Origin of the sequence: Pseudomonas syringae group sp. J248-6, from assembly GCF_032586995.1 — a bacterium.
Lineage (GTDB): Bacteria > Pseudomonadota > Gammaproteobacteria > Pseudomonadales > Pseudomonadaceae > Aquipseudomonas > Aquipseudomonas amygdali.
This window is the reverse complement of the sequence record NZ_JAWHOP010000002.1, coordinates 355,272-374,521: the sequence shown is the minus strand read 5'-3', so window position 1 is coordinate 374,521 and position 19,250 is coordinate 355,272. Positions and strand designations below refer to the sequence as shown.

17 protein-coding genes and 2 pseudogenes are annotated in these 19,250 nt (G+C 59.3%); 7 read left to right on the top strand and 12 right to left on the bottom strand.

What is annotated here, in order from left to right; all coding sequences use genetic code 11:
* Positions 1-41: 41 nt before the first annotated feature.
* Positions 42-1,055, bottom strand: coding sequence for a substrate-binding domain-containing protein (locus RYC17_RS03770; RefSeq protein WP_003410036.1), 1,014 nt, complete (start codon positions 1,053-1,055; stop codon positions 42-44).
* A 186-nt stretch (positions 1,056-1,241) separates the two neighbouring features.
* Positions 1,242-2,114: an SMP-30/gluconolactonase/LRE family protein gene (locus tag RYC17_RS03765; protein WP_058407518.1), complete on the bottom strand. Its 873-nt coding sequence runs from the start codon at positions 2,112-2,114 to the stop codon at positions 1,242-1,244.
* Between the two features lie 261 nt (positions 2,115-2,375).
* On the opposite strand from RYC17_RS03765, the gene RYC17_RS03760 reads away from it, so the two are divergent.
* On the top strand, positions 2,376-3,524 hold the full coding sequence (locus tag RYC17_RS03760) for an aldose epimerase family protein (protein WP_058407519.1): 1,149 nt from the start codon (positions 2,376-2,378) through the stop codon (positions 3,522-3,524).
* 57 nt (positions 3,525-3,581) lie between these two features.
* Here the strand turns inward: RYC17_RS03760 and RYC17_RS03755 are convergent, their stop codons facing one another.
* Genes RYC17_RS03755 through RYC17_RS03740 form a run of 4 tightly spaced genes read right to left on the bottom strand, consistent with a single transcriptional unit; the run spans position 3,582 to position 6,230 of the window.
* The gene (locus tag RYC17_RS03755) at positions 3,582-4,478 is read right to left on the bottom strand and encodes a metal ABC transporter substrate-binding protein (RefSeq protein ID WP_058407520.1); all 897 of its coding nucleotides are present in this window, start codon (positions 4,476-4,478) and stop codon (positions 3,582-3,584) included.
* An 11-nt stretch (positions 4,479-4,489) separates the two neighbouring features.
* Positions 4,490-5,359: a metal ABC transporter permease gene (locus RYC17_RS03750; RefSeq protein ID WP_002553554.1), complete on the bottom strand. Its 870-nt coding sequence runs from the start codon at positions 5,357-5,359 to the stop codon at positions 4,490-4,492.
* Positions 5,356-6,105, bottom strand: a complete 750-nt coding sequence (aztA, locus tag RYC17_RS03745; RefSeq protein WP_005733071.1) for a zinc ABC transporter ATP-binding protein AztA — start codon at positions 6,103-6,105, stop codon at positions 5,356-5,358. Before aztA ends, RYC17_RS03750 begins: the two co-directional genes overlap by 4 nt.
* Positions 6,102-6,230, bottom strand: coding sequence for a hypothetical protein (locus tag RYC17_RS03740; RefSeq protein WP_002553552.1), 129 nt, complete (start codon positions 6,228-6,230; stop codon positions 6,102-6,104). The genes aztA and RYC17_RS03740 overlap by 4 nt, the downstream gene beginning before the upstream one ends.
* 213 nt (positions 6,231-6,443) lie before the next feature.
* Here RYC17_RS03740 and RYC17_RS03735 point away from each other — a divergent pair, with 213 nt between their 5' ends.
* Positions 6,444-7,664, top strand: coding sequence for a putative DNA modification/repair radical SAM protein (locus RYC17_RS03735; protein ID WP_219171476.1), 1,221 nt, complete (start codon positions 6,444-6,446; stop codon positions 7,662-7,664).
* Positions 7,661-8,500, top strand: coding sequence for a TIGR03915 family putative DNA repair protein (locus RYC17_RS03730; protein WP_219171474.1), 840 nt, complete (start codon positions 7,661-7,663; stop codon positions 8,498-8,500). The genes RYC17_RS03735 and RYC17_RS03730 overlap by 4 nt, the downstream gene beginning before the upstream one ends.
* Before the next feature lie 70 nt (positions 8,501-8,570).
* On the opposite strand, the gene RYC17_RS03725 is transcribed toward RYC17_RS03730, so the two are convergent.
* The gene (locus RYC17_RS03725) at positions 8,571-9,413 is read right to left on the bottom strand and encodes a PhzF family phenazine biosynthesis protein (RefSeq protein WP_058407522.1); all 843 of its coding nucleotides are present in this window, start codon (positions 9,411-9,413) and stop codon (positions 8,571-8,573) included.
* Positions 9,414-9,578: 165 nt separating this feature from the next.
* Between RYC17_RS03725 and RYC17_RS03720 the strand changes: the two genes are divergently transcribed.
* The gene (locus RYC17_RS03720; RefSeq protein ID WP_219171473.1) at positions 9,579-10,424 is read left to right on the top strand and encodes an NAD-dependent protein deacetylase; all 846 of its coding nucleotides are present in this window, start codon (positions 9,579-9,581) and stop codon (positions 10,422-10,424) included.
* Here RYC17_RS03720 and RYC17_RS03715 read toward each other — a convergent pair.
* Positions 10,421-12,784, bottom strand: coding sequence for a DNA polymerase II (locus RYC17_RS03715; RefSeq protein WP_219171472.1), 2,364 nt, complete (start codon positions 12,782-12,784; stop codon positions 10,421-10,423). The two genes, RYC17_RS03720 and RYC17_RS03715, sit on opposite strands and share 4 nt — an antisense overlap.
* Before the next feature lie 222 nt (positions 12,785-13,006).
* Between RYC17_RS03715 and RYC17_RS03710 the strand changes: the two genes are divergently transcribed.
* Positions 13,007-13,447 carry a CBS domain-containing protein gene (locus tag RYC17_RS03710; protein ID WP_057402319.1) on the top strand — a complete coding sequence of 147 codons (441 nt, stop codon included), beginning with the start codon at positions 13,007-13,009 and terminating at the stop codon, positions 13,445-13,447.
* Between the two features lie 53 nt (positions 13,448-13,500).
* On the opposite strand, the gene RYC17_RS03705 is transcribed toward RYC17_RS03710, so the two are convergent.
* Both RYC17_RS03705 and RYC17_RS03700 read right to left on the bottom strand, forming a co-directional pair.
* On the bottom strand, positions 13,501-14,046 hold the full coding sequence (locus RYC17_RS03705; protein WP_057402320.1) for a DUF4174 domain-containing protein: 546 nt from the start codon (positions 14,044-14,046) through the stop codon (positions 13,501-13,503).
* A 124-nt stretch (positions 14,047-14,170) separates the two neighbouring features.
* Positions 14,171-15,373 carry an aspartate aminotransferase family protein gene (locus RYC17_RS03700; protein ID WP_058407525.1) on the bottom strand — a complete coding sequence of 401 codons (1,203 nt, stop codon included), beginning with the start codon at positions 15,371-15,373 and terminating at the stop codon, positions 14,171-14,173.
* A 103-nt stretch (positions 15,374-15,476) separates the two neighbouring features.
* Between RYC17_RS03700 and RYC17_RS03695 the strand changes: the two genes are divergently transcribed.
* Complete coding sequence (locus RYC17_RS03695; protein ID WP_058407526.1) at positions 15,477-16,382, top strand: LysR substrate-binding domain-containing protein; 906 nt, start codon at positions 15,477-15,479, stop codon at positions 16,380-16,382.
* 84 nt (positions 16,383-16,466) lie between these two features.
* On the opposite strand, the pseudogene RYC17_RS26890 reads toward RYC17_RS03695, so the two are convergent.
* Positions 16,467-17,066, bottom strand: a pseudogene (locus tag RYC17_RS26890) (methyl-accepting chemotaxis protein); the annotation flags it as partial.
* Between the two features lie 255 nt (positions 17,067-17,321).
* A pseudogene (locus RYC17_RS26885) lies at positions 17,322-18,359 on the bottom strand (methyl-accepting chemotaxis protein); the annotation flags it as partial.
* Between the two features lie 232 nt (positions 18,360-18,591).
* Here RYC17_RS26885 and RYC17_RS03685 point away from each other — a divergent pair.
* Complete coding sequence (locus RYC17_RS03685; RefSeq protein WP_057402324.1) at positions 18,592-19,095, top strand: GAF domain-containing protein; 504 nt, start codon at positions 18,592-18,594, stop codon at positions 19,093-19,095.
* Positions 19,096-19,250 lie beyond the last annotated feature (155 nt).

The window sequence follows — 19,250 nt, the reverse complement described above, 5'->3', positions numbered from 1 at the left end:
CGCACGTGTGAGGGGCCTGAACATCAGGCCCCTCAGTCAACTCACTTCCACAGACCGATCTTGGTCAATACTTCCTGGAAGTTGGCGCGGGTGATCAGTGTCACATCGTCCATAGCGGTATATTTAGGCGGTTCGACGCCCTCGGTGACCCACTTATACATATACAGCGCGGTGTTGTAGCCTTCCTTGTCCGGGCTTGGCAGCATGGAGCCAAAGAAGCCACTCTCTTTTTTCTTCAGTTCATCAATGGCATCGGTGCCGTTGATGCCGATCCCGATAACGTTTTTCGCGCTGAAACCATTGCTCGCCGTCGCGCGTACGCCACCCAGCACAGTGTTGTCGTTCATGCCGCCGATGATCAGGTTTTTCGCATCGCCCGGCAGTTTTGGCAGCGCCGAGTTGGTGGCGTCCATGCTGCCCGGTACATCAAGGGTTTTCTGCGCGGTGAACAGGATGTGATCTTTCGGCAAACCGGCCTCTTCAAGCGCCTTCACCGAACCGTCAGTGCGTTTCTTGCCGGTGTCCAGCTCGTTGTAAGTGTTGATGATCGCGTAGGTGCCTTTCCACCCGCCCTCATCCCACTTGCGGTTCTTCGCTTCGGTGGCCATGGCGGCACCTTGCTTCTGGCCCACTTCAAAGGCTGCCATGCCCAGATATGGCACGTCCTCCATGAAGTTGCCTTTGGCGTCGACAAAACGATCGTCCACGGCCATGACTTTCAAACCGAGCGCCTTGGCCTTGGCCACGATTGCAGGGCCCAGAGAGACATCAGGCGGGCAGATCACAAAGCCCTTGGCACCGTTGGCGGCCAGGCTGTCGATAGCGGAAAGAGTCTTTTCACCGTCTGGCACGGCAATCTTGAGCACGGTAAAACCATGCTCCTTGCCTGCCTTTTCAGCAAACGCCCATTCGGTCTGGAACCAAGGCTCTTCAGCCTGCTTGACCAGAAAGCCGATTTTGACTTCATCAGCAGCGGAGGTGATGCCACTCATGCCCAGAATGGCGGTGGTGACGGCGGCACAGCACAGGGAACGAATCCCGTGACGACTCAACATAGCTAACTCCTTATTTTTATTGAATAGCTACAGCGTTCAGCGAGGTGGCGGTTGCAAACGCGGGAGCGTCCGAGAACCGATTAAATAGTCATACCATATAATGAATGACCGCTATGTAACCGAATGTCACTCCTGCATTTCCCATCGCGACGCCGCTGCAGAAAAGGCGACGGCGCGGCACTTTTTTCAAGCGCTGAAGCGCTGACACAGCGTTCCTTTGACGCCGACATGCGCCATCAGTACCGCGCCATCGAACCGCCCATGAGCATCGGCAGGCGCTGCACTGGTGACATACAGCGTCTCCAGGTCAGGACCACCGAACACGCAACTGGTGGGATGGCTGACGGGCAGCTCGATAACCCGGTCGACACTGCCGTCGGGGGCAAAGCGGATCAGGCAACTGCCTCCCCAGCGCGCGTTCCAGACATAACCTTCGGCATCCATTGCCGAGCCGTCGGGCGAACCCTGGCTCTGCTCGGCCGCCCATACCTGACGTGGTCCCAGCAAGCCATCTTCCAGCACAGGGTATTGGTAGATCACTTCGTCGAGGGTATCGGCGCTGTACAGCACGCTGCCGTCGGTATTCCAAAGCAGGGTATTGACGATGCCCTGCCCGTCCAGCAAACGCGTCACGCGGGCGTCGGGTTCAACCCGGAACAGCCCGCCTGAACGACGAACCAAAGGTACGTCTTTGCCTTCGGCATCGATATTGTTTTGCATGCTGCCCAGCCACAGGCGGCCGCGCGCGTCGCAACGGGCCTCGTTGGCGCGATTGCCAGGGGTCGGGTCTGCCACGCAGAACAACGCCAGTGAGGTTTTTTCGGATTTGAGGTCCAGGCGATACACACCGCTGGCCAGAGTCACCAGTGCGTCGCCCTGCTCGGTCGGTATAAACGCAGAGACCGGCTCGGGCATGCGCCATTGGCGATACTCCCCGGCAACCAGCCGACAAGCCAGAAAACCGGCAATGTCGACCCAGTACAAGGCCTGCTCTGCGGCGTCCCAGAAGGAGCCCTCGGCCAGCTTGAAACGGTGCTCGGAAACGGGCAACCAGTTCATGAAAAATGTCCTTTGTTATTGTTGTAAAGGCACTTTTTGGATGTTTGCGTCGCAGTCTTGTCCAACCTGCGTGCCCAGTCGACCTGTTTCGCAGGCACCCAGCGGATCGACCGCCACGGGCACCGCGCCTCAGTGAAGCTGGCACTACTAAATAGTATTACAATTTATTTTTCAAGTGGCATTTTATAGGCTATAAATCCATGCATCGGCTTTAATCCGATCAAATAGTCTTACCAATAACAATAAAAGCAGGCAGATCAGATGAAAACACATGCTCTCCTCAGCACCCTTGGACTGTCCTTGATGATCAGCACCTTGACTGCACAGGCCGCGGCACTCTCCAGCGAACACAGCACTTTCGGCCAACTGCCCGACGGCACTGCCGTCGAGAAATTCACCCTGCGCAACAGTCACGGCGTGCAGGCCAGCATCATCACCTACGGCGCGACGCTGCAGTCGCTGCTGGTGCCTGACAAGGCCGGAAAGGTCGAGGACATCGTCCTGGGCTTCGACGATGTTCAGGGCTACCAGAACAACGGCACGGTTTACTTCGGCGCGACCATAGGCCGATTCGGCAACCGCCTGGCAGGCGGCAAGTTCAGCCTGGATGGCAAGACCTACCAGGTCCCGCTCAACGACAAGACCAATGCCCTGCACGGCGGCACTCAGGGTTTTGACAAACGACTCTGGAAGGCAGAAGAAACCAAGACCGGTGATTCGGTCGGTGTGAAGCTGACCTACGTGTCGCCGGATGGCGAGATGGGCTTTCCGGGCACGTTGAAAACCGAAGTCACTTACAGCCTGAATGAGCAAAACGAGCTGAAGATTGACTACCGCGCCACCACTGACAAGCCGACTGTGCTGAACCTGACCAACCACAGCTATTTCAACCTGGCGGGTGCAGGCAGTGGTGATGTCCTCAAACAGGTCGCCACCCTGCACGCTTCGCACTACACACCGGTCAACGACAAGCTGATCCCGACCGGCGAACTGCCTGCCGTCGCAGGCACGCCGATGGACTTCCTCAAGCCCACCGCGTTCGGCAAGCACATCAAGGATGATCACCAACAGTTGAAATATGCCGAACCCAAGCAAGGCGGCTTTGATTTCAACTGGGTACTCGACACTAAGGGTGATGTGAAGAAACTGGCCGCCGAGGTCAGCGACCCGCAATCAGGCCGCAGGTTGCAGCTGTTCACTACCGAGCCAGGCGTACAACTGTATACCGGCAACTTCCTGGACGGCAGCATTCACGGCAAGGCGGGCAAGGTCTACCCGCACTGGGGTGCCTTTACCCTGGAGACCCAGCACTATCCTGATGCGCCCAATCAGCCGAAATTCCCCAGCACACGACTGGACCCAGGCAAAACCTATACCCAGACCACCGTGTTCAAGTTTCTCAATAACTAGTGACGTTGGTTGAAAGTCGCCCAGCCCCTGAAACCCAGGGGCTGGCGACTCTCAAGGTTACTGATTGCGCTTCATTGCCGCAGTCAGGGTGTCGACGTTGTAACGGAACATCTTGGCGTAGGTCGACGCAGGGCCATCGGCTGGCGACAAGGCTTCAACATACAACTCGCCGCCTGGCTGGGCACCACTGGCTTCGGCAATCTGCTTGACCAGACGCGGGTCGCTGGAGTTTTCGAAGAAGTAGGCACTGACATGCTCGGCCTTGATCTGACGAATCAGTTTCGAGACATCAGCTGCCGACGCTTCCGATTCGGTAGACAAGCCCAACGGTGACAGGAAGGTTACGCCATAGGCATCGCCAAAGTAGCCGAACGCGTCATGAGAGGTGAGGATCTTGCGCTTGGCGGCCGGAATCGACTGAATCTGATCGCGGGCGTAAATGTCCAGTTGCTGCAGCTCGACGATGTAGCGATCGCCATTGGCCTGATACTCGCTGGCCCCGTCCGGGTCGGCTTTCTTCAGCGCGGCGATAATGTTACGCACATAAATCACCCCGTTGGCGGCGCTGTTCCAGGCGTGCGGGTCGACAATGCGCTTGCCGTCTTCGTCCATGCTGCGGGTCTTGATCCCTTCAGAGAGCACTACCGGCTTGCCCTTGTAGCCCGACGCTTTGATGAGACGATCCATCCAGCCTTCCAGATGCAGGCCACTGACAAACGCCAGGTCGGCATTTTTCAACGCCTGGGCATCACCTGGGGTTGGCTCGTAGACATGCGGATCGCCGTTCGGGCCGATCAGGGACTTTACGTGAACACGGTCGCCGCCGACCGTACTGACCATGTCCGCGATGACCGTGAACGACGCGACGGCTTCCAGCGGTTTGGCCTGGGCCAGGCTGGCGAATGCAGACAGCGCCAGTGCAGCTATGGAACTCAACACCATCAATCGTTTCATGACGTACCTTTTCAGTTAGCCAGGTGAGGTTTGGGAAACAGCCGGCGCACGATGCCCGTGCGCCCGAACAACAGGGAAAGGCCGTAGAACGCACTGGCGGTAAGCACGATGGCCGGGCCCGAGGCGACGCCAAGGTGGTAGGAAACGATCAGGCCGATCAGGCCTGACAAGGTCGCCAGGAGTGTCGAAATCACCATCAGGCCACTCAGCGAGTTGGTCCAGAAACGAGCCGCGGTTGCCGGCAGCATCATCATGCCCACGGCCATCAAGGTGCCCAGCGCCTGAAAACCTGCGACCAGGTTCAGCACCACCAGCAGCAGGAACAACACGTGGTACAGCGAGCCGCGTCCGCCGACCGCACGCAGGAAGCCCGGATCGAAGCATTCCAGCACCAATGGGCGATAGATCACTGCCAACAGAATCAGCGTGAAGGAAGCGATGCTGCCGACCATGTAGATAGCCGTGTCATCGATGGCCAGAATGGTGCCGAACAGTACATGCAGCAGGTCGACACTGGAGCCATGCAGCGAAACGATCAGCACCCCGGCCGCCAGAGAGGTCAGGTAAAAGCTGGCAAAGCTGGCGTCTTCACGCAGCGAGGTCAACCGACTCACCAGCCCTGAAAGCAAGGCCACTGCCAGCCCGGCGATCAGCCCGCCGAAGCCCATCGCGGGCAACGACAGCCCGGCGACCATGAAGCCCACCGCCGCGCCGGGCAGCACCGCATGGCTCATGGCATCGCCCACCAGACTCATACGGCGCAGCATCAACAGCACGCCCACCGGCCCGGAACCAATCCCCAGCGCCAGGCACGCCACCAGCGCGCGGCGCATGAAACCGAATTCGATAAAAGGCTCGACGACCAGGCTATAGAGCATCATGAGCGCTCGTCCTCGCTATCACACAGCAAGGCGTCCGGGCTCCAGTACTCGGCCATGTTGCGCGCCTTGCGCAGGTTGGCGGCGCTGAGCACTTGCGAGGTTTCGCCCCAGGCAATGGCTTCGCGGGCCATCAGCAGGGTTTGCGGAAAGTGCTGACGCACCTGTTCGATATCGTGCAGGACCGCGATCACTGTGCGTCCCTGCCCGTGCCAGGCGCGCACCAGTTCCAGCAGATCACGAGTGGTGCGTGCGTCGATGGCGGTGAATGGCTCGTCCAGCAGAATCACCGAAGCGTCCTGTAGCAGCAGTCGGGCAAACAGCACCCGCTGGAACTGGCCGGATGACAACGAACCGACGCTGCGCCCTTCAAAGCCCTCCAGGCCGACCGTGCTCAGCGCTTCCCCGGTCAGTCGTGCATGATTGCGTGTCAGGCTGCGAAACGGCCCGATGCTGTGCCAGGCCCCCATCGAAACGGTATCGGCGACGCTCAGCGGAAAACTGCGATCGATTTCTGCGGCCTGGGGTAAGTAGCCTATCGTGCGGGTCGCCAGGCGGCCACGGTCGACGCGCCCCTGAGCGGGCTTCATGGTGCCGGCGATGGCCTTGATCAAGGTCGATTTACCCGCCCCGTTCGGGCCGACGATGGCCGTCAGGCTGCCCGCTTCGAAACGCCCGCTGATGTGGTGCACCGCCGGGCGGCGCTCATAGGCCACAGTAAGGTTTTCCAGAGCAATGGCTGCACTCATGGAATGGCCACCGACCAGCCGATGGCCAGCCAGAGCAATATCAGCACCGCAAGAGAAAACAGGACCCGCTTCCAGGCCGATTGGGCCAGCACGGAGCCTGCTATCGAGGCAAAAGGAGTTTTCACGCGAAAGTAACCTGCAACTATTTGTTACAGTATTACATACCGATCACGTAAATGTTATTAAATAACATTCATCCTTGAGTGCGCCCGTCCGGACAAGACTTCACTATCGCTGAAAATCGTTAACCCATAGCGATACGTGCAGGCCCGCTGTACGGTACTTGTCGAGCTGCAGCCGACCCTATACTGTACATGCAAACAGTAAAGGGGCACTTCATGCAGCTTATCGACAAGCTCAGCATTCTGGCGGACGCCGCCAAGTACGATGCGTCGTGCGCCAGCAGTGGAGCACCCAAGCGCAGCTCGCAGGACAAATCCGGGCTGGGTTCCACCAACGGCATGGGCATCTGCCATAGCTATACGCCGGATGGGCGTTGCGTGTCGCTGCTGAAAATCCTGTTGACCAATTTCTGCTTTTACGACTGCCAATACTGCGTCAACCGCCGCTCCAGCGACGTGCCTCGTGCGCGCTTCACACCCGAAGAAGTGGTCACCCTGACGCTGGACTTCTACCGTCGCAATTGCGTCAGTGGGCTGTTTTTGAGTTCCGGGATCATCCGCTCTGCGGATTACACCATGGAGCAACTGGTCGAGGTCGCCCGGCTGTTGCGCGAAGTGCACGAGTTTCGCGGTTATATCCACCTCAAGACCATCCCCGACGCCGATCCGGCGCTGATCGAAAAAGCCGGTCGCTATGCCGACCGCCTCAGCGTCAATATCGAGCTGCCGACCGACCTGAGCCTGCAAACCCTTGCACCGGAAAAAGACGTCGCGTCGATCAAACAGGCCATGCAGACCATTTACACCGGCGAGCAAACCGTGCGCAACGAGCCGCGAGCGCCGCGCTTTGCCCCGGCCGGGCAAAGTACGCAAATGATCGTCGGTGCCGACGCTACCGACGACAGCACCATCCTGCACAGCGCGCAATCGCTGTACAGCAACTTCAAACTGCGCCGGGTCTACTATTCAGCGTTCAGCCCGATCCCCAACAGCCCCAACAGCGTTCCCCTGGCGGCACCGCCGCTGATGCGCGAGCACCGGCTGTACCAGGCCGACTTCCTTTTGCGCGGCTACGGTTTTACTGCAGGTGAATTGCTCAGCGGCCCCGGTGACCTGGCGCTGGACATTGACCCCAAGCTGGCCTGGGCGCTGGGCAACCGGCAGGTGTTTCCGCTGGACCTGAACAAGGCCGACGCGGCGCTGATTGCCCGGGTGCCAGGCATCGGCATTCGTACCACCCAGCGGCTGGTCGAGCTGCGCAGGCAGCGGCGTATCCGCTACGAAGACCTCACCCGCATGCGCTGCATACTGGCCAAGGCCAAGCCGTTTATCATTACCAGCGATTACCACCCGCCGCATGCGGAAACCACCAGCGAATTTCTGCATCACCAGTTGCGTGACCGGCCGCAGCCTCAGCAAATGGGGCTGTGGGGATGATCTGTCTGGACTGCGACGACCTGTTCGGCACTTGGCGGCTACAAGCGCGCTGGCTGCTGAGCCATGAGATCGACCCCAGCCAGGTCAGCTGGAAGTCACCGGACGCCGCCGACCTGTTTGGCAGCGAAGAAGAATACCCGCAGGAACAGGGCCCCTTTCAGGCCCGGGTTCCGCTGGAATTGGTGCAACTGCTGGAAAGCGCCTCGCGCTACCGGGGCGATCAGCGCTGGAGCCTGTTGTACGAAGTGCTGTGGCGCGTCACCCACGGTGATCGCACGGCCATGATGGCCGGCGACAAACTCGGCAGCGAGCTGCACCGTCGTCTCAAGTCGGTCAGACGTGAGGCGCATCATCTGCACGCGTTTCTACGTTTTGTCGCCTTGCCGCCTGTCGCTGATGACGTGGCCATCATGCGCCCGCAGTACGTGGCCTGGCATGAGCCAGCGCACGACATTCTGCTCAGTGCCAGTGAGCATTTCATCGGCCGCATGGGCCAGCACCGCTGGATGATCGCGACTCCCCAGGACGGCGTGTATTACGACGGCAAGCAGCTGATCCACGAGCGCCGCTGCCCTGAAGCGTGGCAGACCATGGCCCGGCAGGTCGAAGACCCGCATGGCGAGTTGTGGCTCACCTATTACAGTCACATCTTCAACCCTGCACGTCTGAACCCCAAAGTCATGGAAGGCCACTTCCCTTCGCGCTTCTGGAAGAACCTGCCCGAAGGCCCTTTGATTCCAGCGCTGATCACCCAGGCCCGGACTGGCAAACAACGCGACGGCCAGGCCAGCGATATCGCCGCCCGACGTGGCAAAAAGATTGCGCACAGGGATTGAGTCTTTCGCTCTCGGGCTCTTGTTACCCGGTATTCCGAGCTCTTCAAGTGTTGTTTATGACGATGAGCGCCTAAAGCGAAACGCGCCCTTCAATACAGGTAACCGTAGAGCCGCCCACCCAGATATCTTCACCTACACGCTGAATGGAGACTCGTCCCTTGCGGCTGAGCGCGGCACCCTGGCTGACGATGTAATGGTCCGGTGCCAGCCCCTCTTCCAGAAACCAGCGAGCGATTCCGGCATTGAGGCTGCCGGTCACCGGGTCTTCCACCACGCCGTCGCCCGGTACAAAAGCGCGCACTTCAAACTGCGCCTCATCACCATCGACTGCCGGGTCCCATGGCGCAACGACGCCGAGTTTCAGGCCGCTCAATAGTGTGTAATCCGGCTGCAACCTCAGAACACTGGCGCGATCTGCCAGCCGGAAGGCGACCCAACCCGGGCCGTTATCTACCCAGCGCGCATCCAGAATCTCGCCCGCCCCCAGCTTCATACCGAGGCGGATCTGCTCGATCAATTCAGGGTCTACGGTGCCCGAACGCAACAAAGGCGGCGCAGTGAATGCCAGCCCGCGGCCCTCGCGACGAATGCGCACCAGACCGATCCCGCACTCCTGGATAATTTCCTCACCCTGCGCTGCACCACCGCTTTCGAGCCAGGCATGGCAACTGCCCAGAGTGGGGTGACCTGCAAACGAAAGCTCTCTAAAGGTCGTGAAAATACGAACACGATAGTCGGCGCGCGGGTCTGTCGGTTTGAGCAGAAACGTGGTTTCACTCAGGTTGGTCCAGCGTGCAAAGGCGGCCATCTGTTCATCACTCAGCCCGTCCGCGCCCAGCACCACCGCCAGCGGATTACCGAGCAAAGGCTGATCGCTGAACACATCCAGCTGTTTGAAATGAAACGAGCGCATTTGAGCTTCCTTGGCAAGACGTTAAAGAACCAAGGTTGCCACGTGTGCCCCCAGGTGGACAACGGTCTATTGAACCAACGCCCGCCTTGGCCGCTCACAGCTCGCACCTGCCTGCTAATCTCGCAGGCACAGGTCCGGACAATACGGGTCATTCGAGGTTTGAAGATGCTGGACACTACAACCCACAGTCAGCTCGAAACACTTTGCGAGACAATGACCGACAAGTCCTTTCTGGTCGTCACCGGCGCAGGCATCAGCACTGCGTCCGGCATTCCGGACTATCGCGACAAGGACGGCGTGCGGCGTGGCAAACAGCCGATGATGTATCAGGAGTTTGTCGGCAACCCCGCTGCGCGCCAACGTTACTGGGCGCGGGCGATGCTGGGCTGGCCGCGTATTCGTGCGGCGCAGGCCAATGCCGCGCATCGTGCACTGGCTGCGTTGCAGGCTGAAAATGCCATCAGCGGGCTGATCACCCAGAACGTCGATGCACTGCACAGTCAGGCCGGAAGCCAGGACGTCATCGAACTGCACGGCAGCCTGCACCGCGTGCTGTGCCTGGATTGTCAGCAACGCAGCGAGCGGGCGGATATTCAAGAGCAGATGCTCGAGCAAAACCCCTATCTGCTCGGCGTTGATGCCAAACAGGCACCCGATGGCGACACCCTGCTGGACCCGGCTTTCGAGGCCGGTTTCAGTGTGCCCCGCTGCCCGCATTGCGACGGCGACAGACTCAAGCCGGACGTTGTGTTCTTTGGTGAGAACGTCGCGCCGCAGACCGCTGCCAAGGCAACGTCGAGTGTCGAGCAGGCGGAAGGCTTGCTGGTGGTCGGCACGTCATTGATGGCCTGGTCGGCGTTCCGTCTGTGCAAGGCAATGGTCGAACAGGGCAAACCGGTCTTCGCCATCAACCACGGCAAGACCCGCGCAGACGAATTGCTTGAAATGAAGATCGACGCCTCATGCGAGCAGGTACTGCCGTGGATCGCCGAGCAGCTCGGTGCGCGTTAGAACAAGCCTAATTGCCCGCCGATCAACGTGCTGAAATCGTCGTCGACAAACGGCAGGATCGCATCCGCCAGTGGTTGTAACTGGCGCGTAACGTAATGATCGTAGTCAATCGGCGCGTGACGAATCTCAAGAGGTTCCGGTCCGGCGGTGGTCATCACGTAGCTGATCCAGCCGCCGCTCTGGTATTGACGCGGACGACCCTGCTGATCGTTGTATTCATCGGCGAGCCTCGCGGCGCGCACGTGGGGCGGCACGTTGCGCTGATAATCATCGAGCTTGCGACGCAGGCGCTTGCGGTAGATCAACAGGTCATCCAGCTCGCCTGACAGGGTGCGCTGCACGTAGTCACGAACATAATCCTGATACGGCTGGCGCTTGAAGATGCGCAGGTACAGCTCCTGTTGAAACTGCTGAGCCAGCGGCGACCAGTCGGTGCGCACGGTTTCCAGGCCCTTGTAGACCATCTCCTCGGAACCGTCAGCGCGAGTGACCAGTCCGGCGTAGCGTTTCTTGCTGCCCTCCTCCGCGCCGCGCACGGTTGGCATCAGGAAGCGGCGGAAATGTGTTTCGTATTGCAGCTCCAGCGCACTGTGCAAGCCATATTCATTGTGCAGATGCTCGCGCCACCACTGGTTGACCTCTTGCACCAGCGTCTTGCCGATACTTGCCGCTTCTTCCTGCCCATGAGGACGGCCCAGCCAGACAAACGTCGAGTCGGTGTCGCCATAAATCACGGTATAGCCCTGTGCCTGGATCAGGTCGCGGGTCTTGAGCATGATTTCATGCCCGCGCAAGGTGATTGATGAGGCCAGCCGCGGATCGAAGAACCGGCAGCCGCTCGAACCCAGCACGCCGTAGAAGGCATTCATGATGATTTTCAGAGCCTGGGACAACGGCGCATTCTGCTCGCGCTTGGCGGCCTCACGACCTTGCCACACACGTTCCACTATCGCTGGCAGGCTATGGCGAGTGCGGGAAAAGCGCGCGCCGCGAAAGCCTGGCACCGACGCGCTGTCCTCGGGATGACGCATGCCTTCGATCAACCCCACCGGGTCGATGAGAAAGGTGCGAATGATCGACGGATAAAGGCTCTTGTAGTCCAGCACCAGCACCGATTCATAAAGCCCAGGCTGGGAATCCATCACAAAACCACCAGGGCTTGCCTCCGGCATGCGTTCGCCCAGATTGGGCGCGACGAAGCCCTGGCGGTGCATCAGCGGAATGTACAGATGGCAGAACGCGGCCACCGAACCACCGCTGCGGTCAGCGGGCAGGCCCGTTACGGTGGCGCGTTCGAGCAGAAAGGTCAGCAACTGGGTCTTGGCGAAGATGCGCGTCACCAGCTCGCAATCCTTGATGTTGTAACGCGCCAGCGCAGGCTTGTCCTCGGCGAACATGCGGTTGATTTCGTCCATGCGCTGGTAAGGCGTATCAATGGCCTTGCCCTCGCCCAGCAGGGTCTGCGCGACATTCTCGAGACTGAACGACGGAAAGCTCCAGGTCGCGGAACGCAAGGCCTCGATCCCGTCGATGATCAGCCGCCCGCTGACCTCGGCAAAAAAATGATTGTTACGGCTGCCATGCTCGCGCCAGCCCATTGCTTCACCGCCACGCCCGAGTCGCAACGGCACTTGCAGACGCTGGGCATGTTCATGCAGAACCCGCAGGTCGAACTGCACAACGTTCCAGCCGATGATTGCGTCAGGGTCGTGCAGCGCCAGCCAGCCATTCAGGCACTCCAGCAGCTGCGCGCGGGTATCGCAATAATCGAGCTGAAAATCCAGCACCTCGTCGCCACCATTGGGTGGCCCCAACATGTAAACCTGGCGCTGGCCACAGCCCTCCAGCGCAATCGAATACAGCTCGCCACGCGCCGTGGTTTCGATATCGAGCGACGCCAGCTTCAGGTTGGGACGGTAATCGGGGGCCGGCTTGATCTGCGCGTCGCAAAGCACGCCCTCGGCATTCGGCGTACCGCTGAATTGCACCGGCGCGGTGATGAAGCGCTCCATCAGGTAGCGCTCGGGCGGGCGAATGTCCGCCTCGTAAACGTCGACATTGCCTCTGCGCAGCAGTTTTTCGATGTTCATCAACTGGCGGTGCTGCTGGCAATACACACCAAGCACAGGTCGATGGCGAAAATCGCAAAGCTCCAGCGGACGCAATTGCACCCCGCGCTCGGTACGCAACAGCGAACGCGCACGCTCGCCCTGCTCGGCAGGAATAAAGGCGACAGAGGGCTGGCAAGGCAGGCGAATATGGCGAGGCCCCTGATCGGTGGCCAACCAGAAGTCGACCTCGGTCCCGGCGGGCGTATCTTGCCAGTGCCGACTCAGGATGAAGCCCTGCTGTAAATCCAACGCTGCTACCTCGACCGCATGGCGAAACCGTTGATTCTACTTGGCTGTGAGGTCAAGCGCGCGGTCGGCAGTCGAATTCAGGCCATTTTCAGGTGCCGTCAATTAATTGCGTCTATGCCCCTTATCCCTATTTATTTGTTGCTCGACTCTGCGCGCTGCACGATTCTGTAGTGCGCCTGAAAATGCACTACAGTCTTACAGGTCCCGATCACGGAGAGCAGCATGAAAACCGTCGCCCAACTACTGAAATTGAAAGACCTGCAAAACCAGCAAGTGCATACCATTGGCCCGGACCAAATGGTGCTGGATGCGCTCAAGCTGATGGCGGAAAAGAACATCGGTGCGCTGCCGGTGGTCGAGGGCAACGTGGTGGTCGGCGTCGTCAGTGAGCGCGACTATGCACGCAAGGTAATCCTCAAGGGGCGCTCCTCGGTAGGCACGCCGGTCAGAGAAATCATGAGCAGCAAAGTCATTACCGTCGACTCGCAACAGAGCGTCGAAGCGTGCATGGGGATCATGACCGACAGCCATCTGCGCCATCTGCCGGTCGTGGAAGACGGCCAGTTGCTGGGCCTGCTGTCGATCGGCGACCTGGTGAAGGAAGCCATTGCCGAACAGGCCAGTCTCATTCAGCAGCTTGAGCAGTACATTCGCGGCGAGTGAGCTGAACGGCACACCAGGCGCAGCGCGCGATCACCGCGCGCTGCGCCGGTCACTCAGTCATCCAGCGTCTTGCCAGGTGCCCCGCCCTTGACTGGCTTGGCCGGTTTTTCCGCCGGTGCAGGCTTGGCTTCCGGTTCTGGTGGCGGCGCGGATGCCTCTTTCTCGCGCATTGGCATCTGGTCAACGGTGGCGAAAATCTCTTTCAGGTCTATCGACTCTGACTTGCCGATAGTCTTGTCGATCTTTTTCTCGCCGTCCTTGCCCACCAGAATGACCTTGGTGCCGACACCCGCGCCCAGCTTCAATTCACGAATCAAGGCCATGGTCGACTGGGGGTCCATGCTCTTGCCGTCACGCTCGCCGATGGTGTTCACCACCGTGAACAGCACCATATTGCGCTCTGTGAAGTCTTTATGATTGGCAGACTCCTTCAGCGCGTCCTTGAGGTGGCTCAGCGCCGGATCAGCCGGGCTCGGTGCGATGATGATCAGCGGGCGCGACTTGCCGCGCTCCTGGGCCAAAGGGCCATCGCTGTCAGCGGCAAGCGCTGTACCGGCAGCGACAAGCAGGGTGGCGAGGGTCAGGGACCGGATTAACATGGTGGGCTCCTTTCAAATCCATTGGGTAGCCATCGCGCGCAGACATACGCGATGCTGGACTGTTCTACCGCATATGGGTCATCCCGGTACAGCCCGATGTAGTCCTTTTCCTTAATCCCTTGCTTCAGGCAGAGCGCTCAAGCGATTTGTAAAGGGCGCTGTCGAGGCTCGCCAGCAGGCCTTGAACGATCTGTTCCACCTCGGCAGCGTTCAGCACCAATGGCGGCAGAAGACGGATGACCTTACCGCGCGTGACGTTGATCAACAGGCCGTATTCCTCAGCCGCGATCCGGGTCAACTCGGGTATGGCCTGCCGCAATTCGATACCGATCATCAGCCCCAGCCCACGAATCTCCAGCACCTGCGGGTGAGCACCAAGCACGTTGCGCAGCCGCTCAAGCAAGTGGCGGCCTTGCAGCGCAGCGTTTTTCACCAGTGCCTGCTGTTCGATGATGTCGATCACCGTGCAACCGACCCGACAGGCCAGCGGGTTACCGCCGAACGTACTGCCGTGGCTGCCGGGGGTGAACAATTGCGCCGCCCTGCCCCTTGCCAGACAGGCTCCTATCGGCACACCGTTGCCCAAACCCTTGGCCAGGGTCATGACGTCCGGCACGATGCCTTCGTGCTGAAAGGCAAACCACTTGCCGGTCCGCCCCATGCCGGTCTGGATTTCGTCGAGCATCAACAGCCAGTCACGCCGCGTGCAGCGCTCCCTCAGCGCCTTGAGATACCCGGCTGGCGCGACCTGTGCGCCGCCTTCGCCTTGAATCGGCTCCACCAGTACGGCGGCGATGCGGTGCCCGTAAGTCACGCAGACCTTGTCAAACGCAGCCAGATCGCCAAAGGGTACTTTGATGTAATCCCCCGGCAAGGTACTGAAGCCCAGGCGCACAGCCGGTCCGTCACTGGCCGACAGTGTGCCCAGCGTGCGGCCGTGAAAGGCGTTCTCCATAACCACCACCAAAGGCCGCTCGATGTACTTGTGCCAGCCGTGCAGGCGCGCCAGCTTCAGCGCAGTCTCGTTGGCCTCGGCACCGGAGTTGTTGAAAAACACCCGGTCCAGCCCCGATAAAACGCTCAATTTCTGCGCCAGACGCTGCTGCCAGTCAATGTGGTAAAGATTGGAAGTGTGCAACAGCAAGCCCGCCTGATCCCGAATGGCCTCAACCAGCAGCGGATGCGAGTGGCCGACATTGGTCACTGCCACGCCCGCCACTGCATCCAGGTATTGGCGCCCGTTCTGGTCCCACAGACGCGTACCCAGGCCACGGGTGAAACTCAGGGCCAGAGGTTGGTAAGTGCTCATCAGGCAGGCAGTGGTCATGACGTGAAGCTCCTTGGGTATGTTTCGGTTTTTGCAGTATCGTTAACCACTCCTTATGGATAAACAGCCAAATACTTCAATCATTTTAAAGTAGGGCTTGATAATGGATTTGTTTCAGGCGATGCGTGTGTACGTAAAGGTGGTCGAAGCAGGCAGCCTGACGGCGGCAGCGCAGGCGTGTTCGATTTCTACCACGATGGTTGGCAACCACCTGCGCGCACTGGAACAGCGCCTTGGCGTCAGCCTGTTGCAGCGCACCACCCGCCGTCAGCGCTTGACGGAATTCGGCACCGCATATTACGAGCGTTGTCTTGAAGTACTGGGGCTGGTGGCCGAGTCCGAGCAATTGGCCGAGCAGGCCCAAGGCGATCCCAGCGGCACGTTGCGCATCACCGCGCCGCTGACGTTCGGTTCGGAAGTGCTGGCCCCGGCCCTTGCCGGGTTCTCGCTGCGCTTTCCCGAGGTCAAACTTGATCTGGTGCTGACCAACCAGCGTCTGGACATGATCGACCATGGTTTCGATATCGCCATACGCTTGGGAAACATCCCGCAGTCCTCGCCGCTGATTGCGCGCCCCATGCAGGACTACACCCTGACCATCTGCGCTGCGCCGAGTTATCTGGCTCGCAATGGAGCGCCTGCGCACCCCGAGGACCTTGGTGCGCACAATTGCCTGGCGTTCTCCTACCCGGCAGGAGACGAGTGGCGCACGGCTGGCACCCAATGGCGTATGACCGGCCCCGAAGGCGAAGTGCTGGTGGATGTCGACGGCTCGATGGTTGCCAACACTTCTGCCGGTCTTTATCAGGCGGCGTGCGCTGGAATGGGTGTAGTGATGCTACCGGATGCGCTGGTTCAGCGAGACTTGCAGGAAGGCCGGCTGGTTGCACTGCTGCCGGGCTATCACTTGCCCAGACGACCGATGAACCTGCTGTATGTGCAGGATCGTTATCGGCTGCCTAAAGTGAGAAGTTTTGTGGAGTACGCGATCGGGCTCTGGGGGCGGTAAGCACTTACCGCCCAACTATCATCGAACCGATTCCGGTGCGTGGCATTGCCGACCACACCGGAGGGAGTTTGTCGGGGCTGACAGTCAGACCTTGAAGCGGCTGACCATGCTCTGCAGATGCACACCCAGGCGCGCCAGCTCGACGCTGGAAGCCGCGGTCTCTTCACTGGCGGACGCCGTTTGCTCGGAAATGTCGCGCACGTTCAGAACGCTGCGGTTGATCTCTTCGGCAACCGCACTCTGCTCTTCGGCGGCAGCGGCAATCTGGTGATTCATCGTCTCGATGGTCGAGATCGCCTGGGTCATGTTATTGATGGAAACGCCAGCATTGCGCGTCAGCTCGACACTGTTTTCAGTCAGGGCCTGGCTGTTGTCGAGGATCGTAGCCACCTGCGATGTACGGCTGTGCAGGCCACTGATCAACGCGGCGATTTCTTCCGTCGATGTCTGGGTGCGCTGGGCCAGGCTTCTGACTTCGTCAGCCACCACCGCAAAGCCTCGTCCGGCTTCACCTGCACGCGCCGCTTCAATGGCCGCATTGAGGGCCAACAGATTGGTCTGCTCGGCAACCGCCTTGATCACGTCCAGAACGCCGCCAATTTTGTTGCTTTCGCTCTTGAGCTCGTCCATTGCAGATTTGGAGTGTTTGACTTCAGTCGCGAGTTTCTCGATCTGGGCAACCGCCTTGGAAACCACACCTTCGCCATCACGGGCTTCCTTCGAAGCATTAACCGCCGCATGGGAAGCCTGCTCTGCGTTGCGCGCGACCTCCTGAACAGTCGCAGACATTTCGTGCATTGCAGTGGCAACCTGATCCGTTTCGCTCTTCTGGCTGTTCACCCCGGCACTGGTCTGCTCTGTGACGGCCGAAAGCTGTTCGGCAGCGCTGGCGATTTGTGTCACGCCATCGCGCAGGCCGCCAATCAGCTCGCGCAGGTTGCTGGTCATGCGCAGCATGCTGCCTTGCAACAAGCCCAGTTCATCCTTGCGCGTGACCGGCTGGTTGTACGTCAAATCGCCATCCGCCACACGCTCGGCCAGCTTCAGTGTGTCCAGCAACGGGCCGACGATCAGGCGAGTGATCACCCAGGCCGCCAAGGCGCTCATGATCAATGCTGCAATCAGCCAGACAGACAGAAGGGTCTTGGCCTCGCCCACGTCTTCTATTCTCAGGTTGACCTGATTTGCCGACAGCTTGTCGGCGGAATCAAACAGAATGGCGATAGTTTTAGTGATCCCCGCCTGTGCCTGATCGATCTTCTCCTGCGCCGCGGTGAACTGAGTCAACGTGTTCTGATAGCCGAGCAGCGCGTCCACAAGGTGCTTGATCGTCGCTGCCTGGCCGTCGAAGCCTTTCAGATTTTTAACAAAATTAATCACCGCGTTCATCGACGCTTCCGCCGGTGCCCGGTTCTCGGTTTTCAGGGAATAGGTGTAACCACGCAAGTCGAAGCGCATTTTCTGAAACAACGTCATCGCCTGAATAATGTCGTCGCGCTGCGAGGCACTGCCGTCATCGGATCGGGCAATGGCGTTCAGCTTTTGCAAATCATCGGCGGCTGCATCAGCGTACTGGCCAAACACTGAACGGGTCGCCTCGCGGGCGGCAGTGGCCTGCATCAGATTGTCGTAGTGGACACGATAATCTTTCATCCCTTCAGCAGAAGCATTTACCAGAGGGGTGTTGAGCGGAGAGTCGAAAACCTTCTGCGCATATTTCACATGGTTTTCGAGACTATCGATAGCTTTCAGCCAGTTGCTGGCGCGCTCGGCATCGTAGTTGAGCGTATAAGCCAGGCGGGCTATACGGACATCACGGGTCAGCGTGCTCAGCTTGCCGATATCGGCAATCCTCTCGCTTCGTTCGCTCAGCGAACTGATCCCCGACCAGCCTGTGAGTGCAATCAGCACGGTCAGCACAATGACCAAGGCAAACCCGAGCACAAGCTTGGACCTTACAGAAATATTGTTCAGCATAGTGTTCACCGTAAATTGCTCTTGTCTGGTCATTGTGGGGGTTATAAGCGGCTTGTCCTTGCCATTGATACAACCCACAGTTGTCGGCGGGGCAGCTTCAAACTTTAAAAGTTGGCGTCAAAATTCATGCTCGAAAATAAACATCGGCTCGTCAAATAACCCGTATGGCCTTTCACGCCAGTCGGTTAGCATGGGCCGCTGTACCTACACATCGAGTATTTCGGAGAATTGCATGAGTCTGGAGTTGACAGCTTCTCGAGACGGCCTGACCACAGAGGAACGTTCTGCGATTGCCGAAATAGAGGCAACGACCAACATTTTAAGGCTGGTCACCCGACTGACAGGCATGCGCTTTGCAAGTATCGCAAAGTTCACCGACGCGGACTGGATCGCCTGTTCTGTATACGACCCGACTGACCTGGGCATCGACGATGGGGACGTGTTCAAACTGGAGACCACGCTGTGCAGTGAGTTTTGCGTCAACCCCGAAGCGTTGTTCGTACCGCAGATCAGCAAAAACGGCCGCTACGCGAACCGGCCGGTAGTAAAGCGCTACGCCATCGAGAGTTATGCAGGCGTGCCGATCCATCTTCCGAACGGACAGTTGTACGGAGCGCTATGTGCGCTCGACTCCGACGTGACGTTGTTTGACGACCCCGATCTGGCGGAAACACTGACTCTGTTTGCCAGATTGATCGGCTGTATTTTCTTCGCCAACATCAGCGAAACAGACTGATGTAGCTGCCGCTTGATGCGGGTGAAAAACACGTTTCATGCGGACGAAGCGTTGATTTTGCAGGAAAGGATGAAGCCGCTCGACTGAAAAATCTCTTCGCCCTGTGTGAAGTTTCCGAGAAGACTTCAGTTGCTTGCGCGGGCTGTATCGAGGAT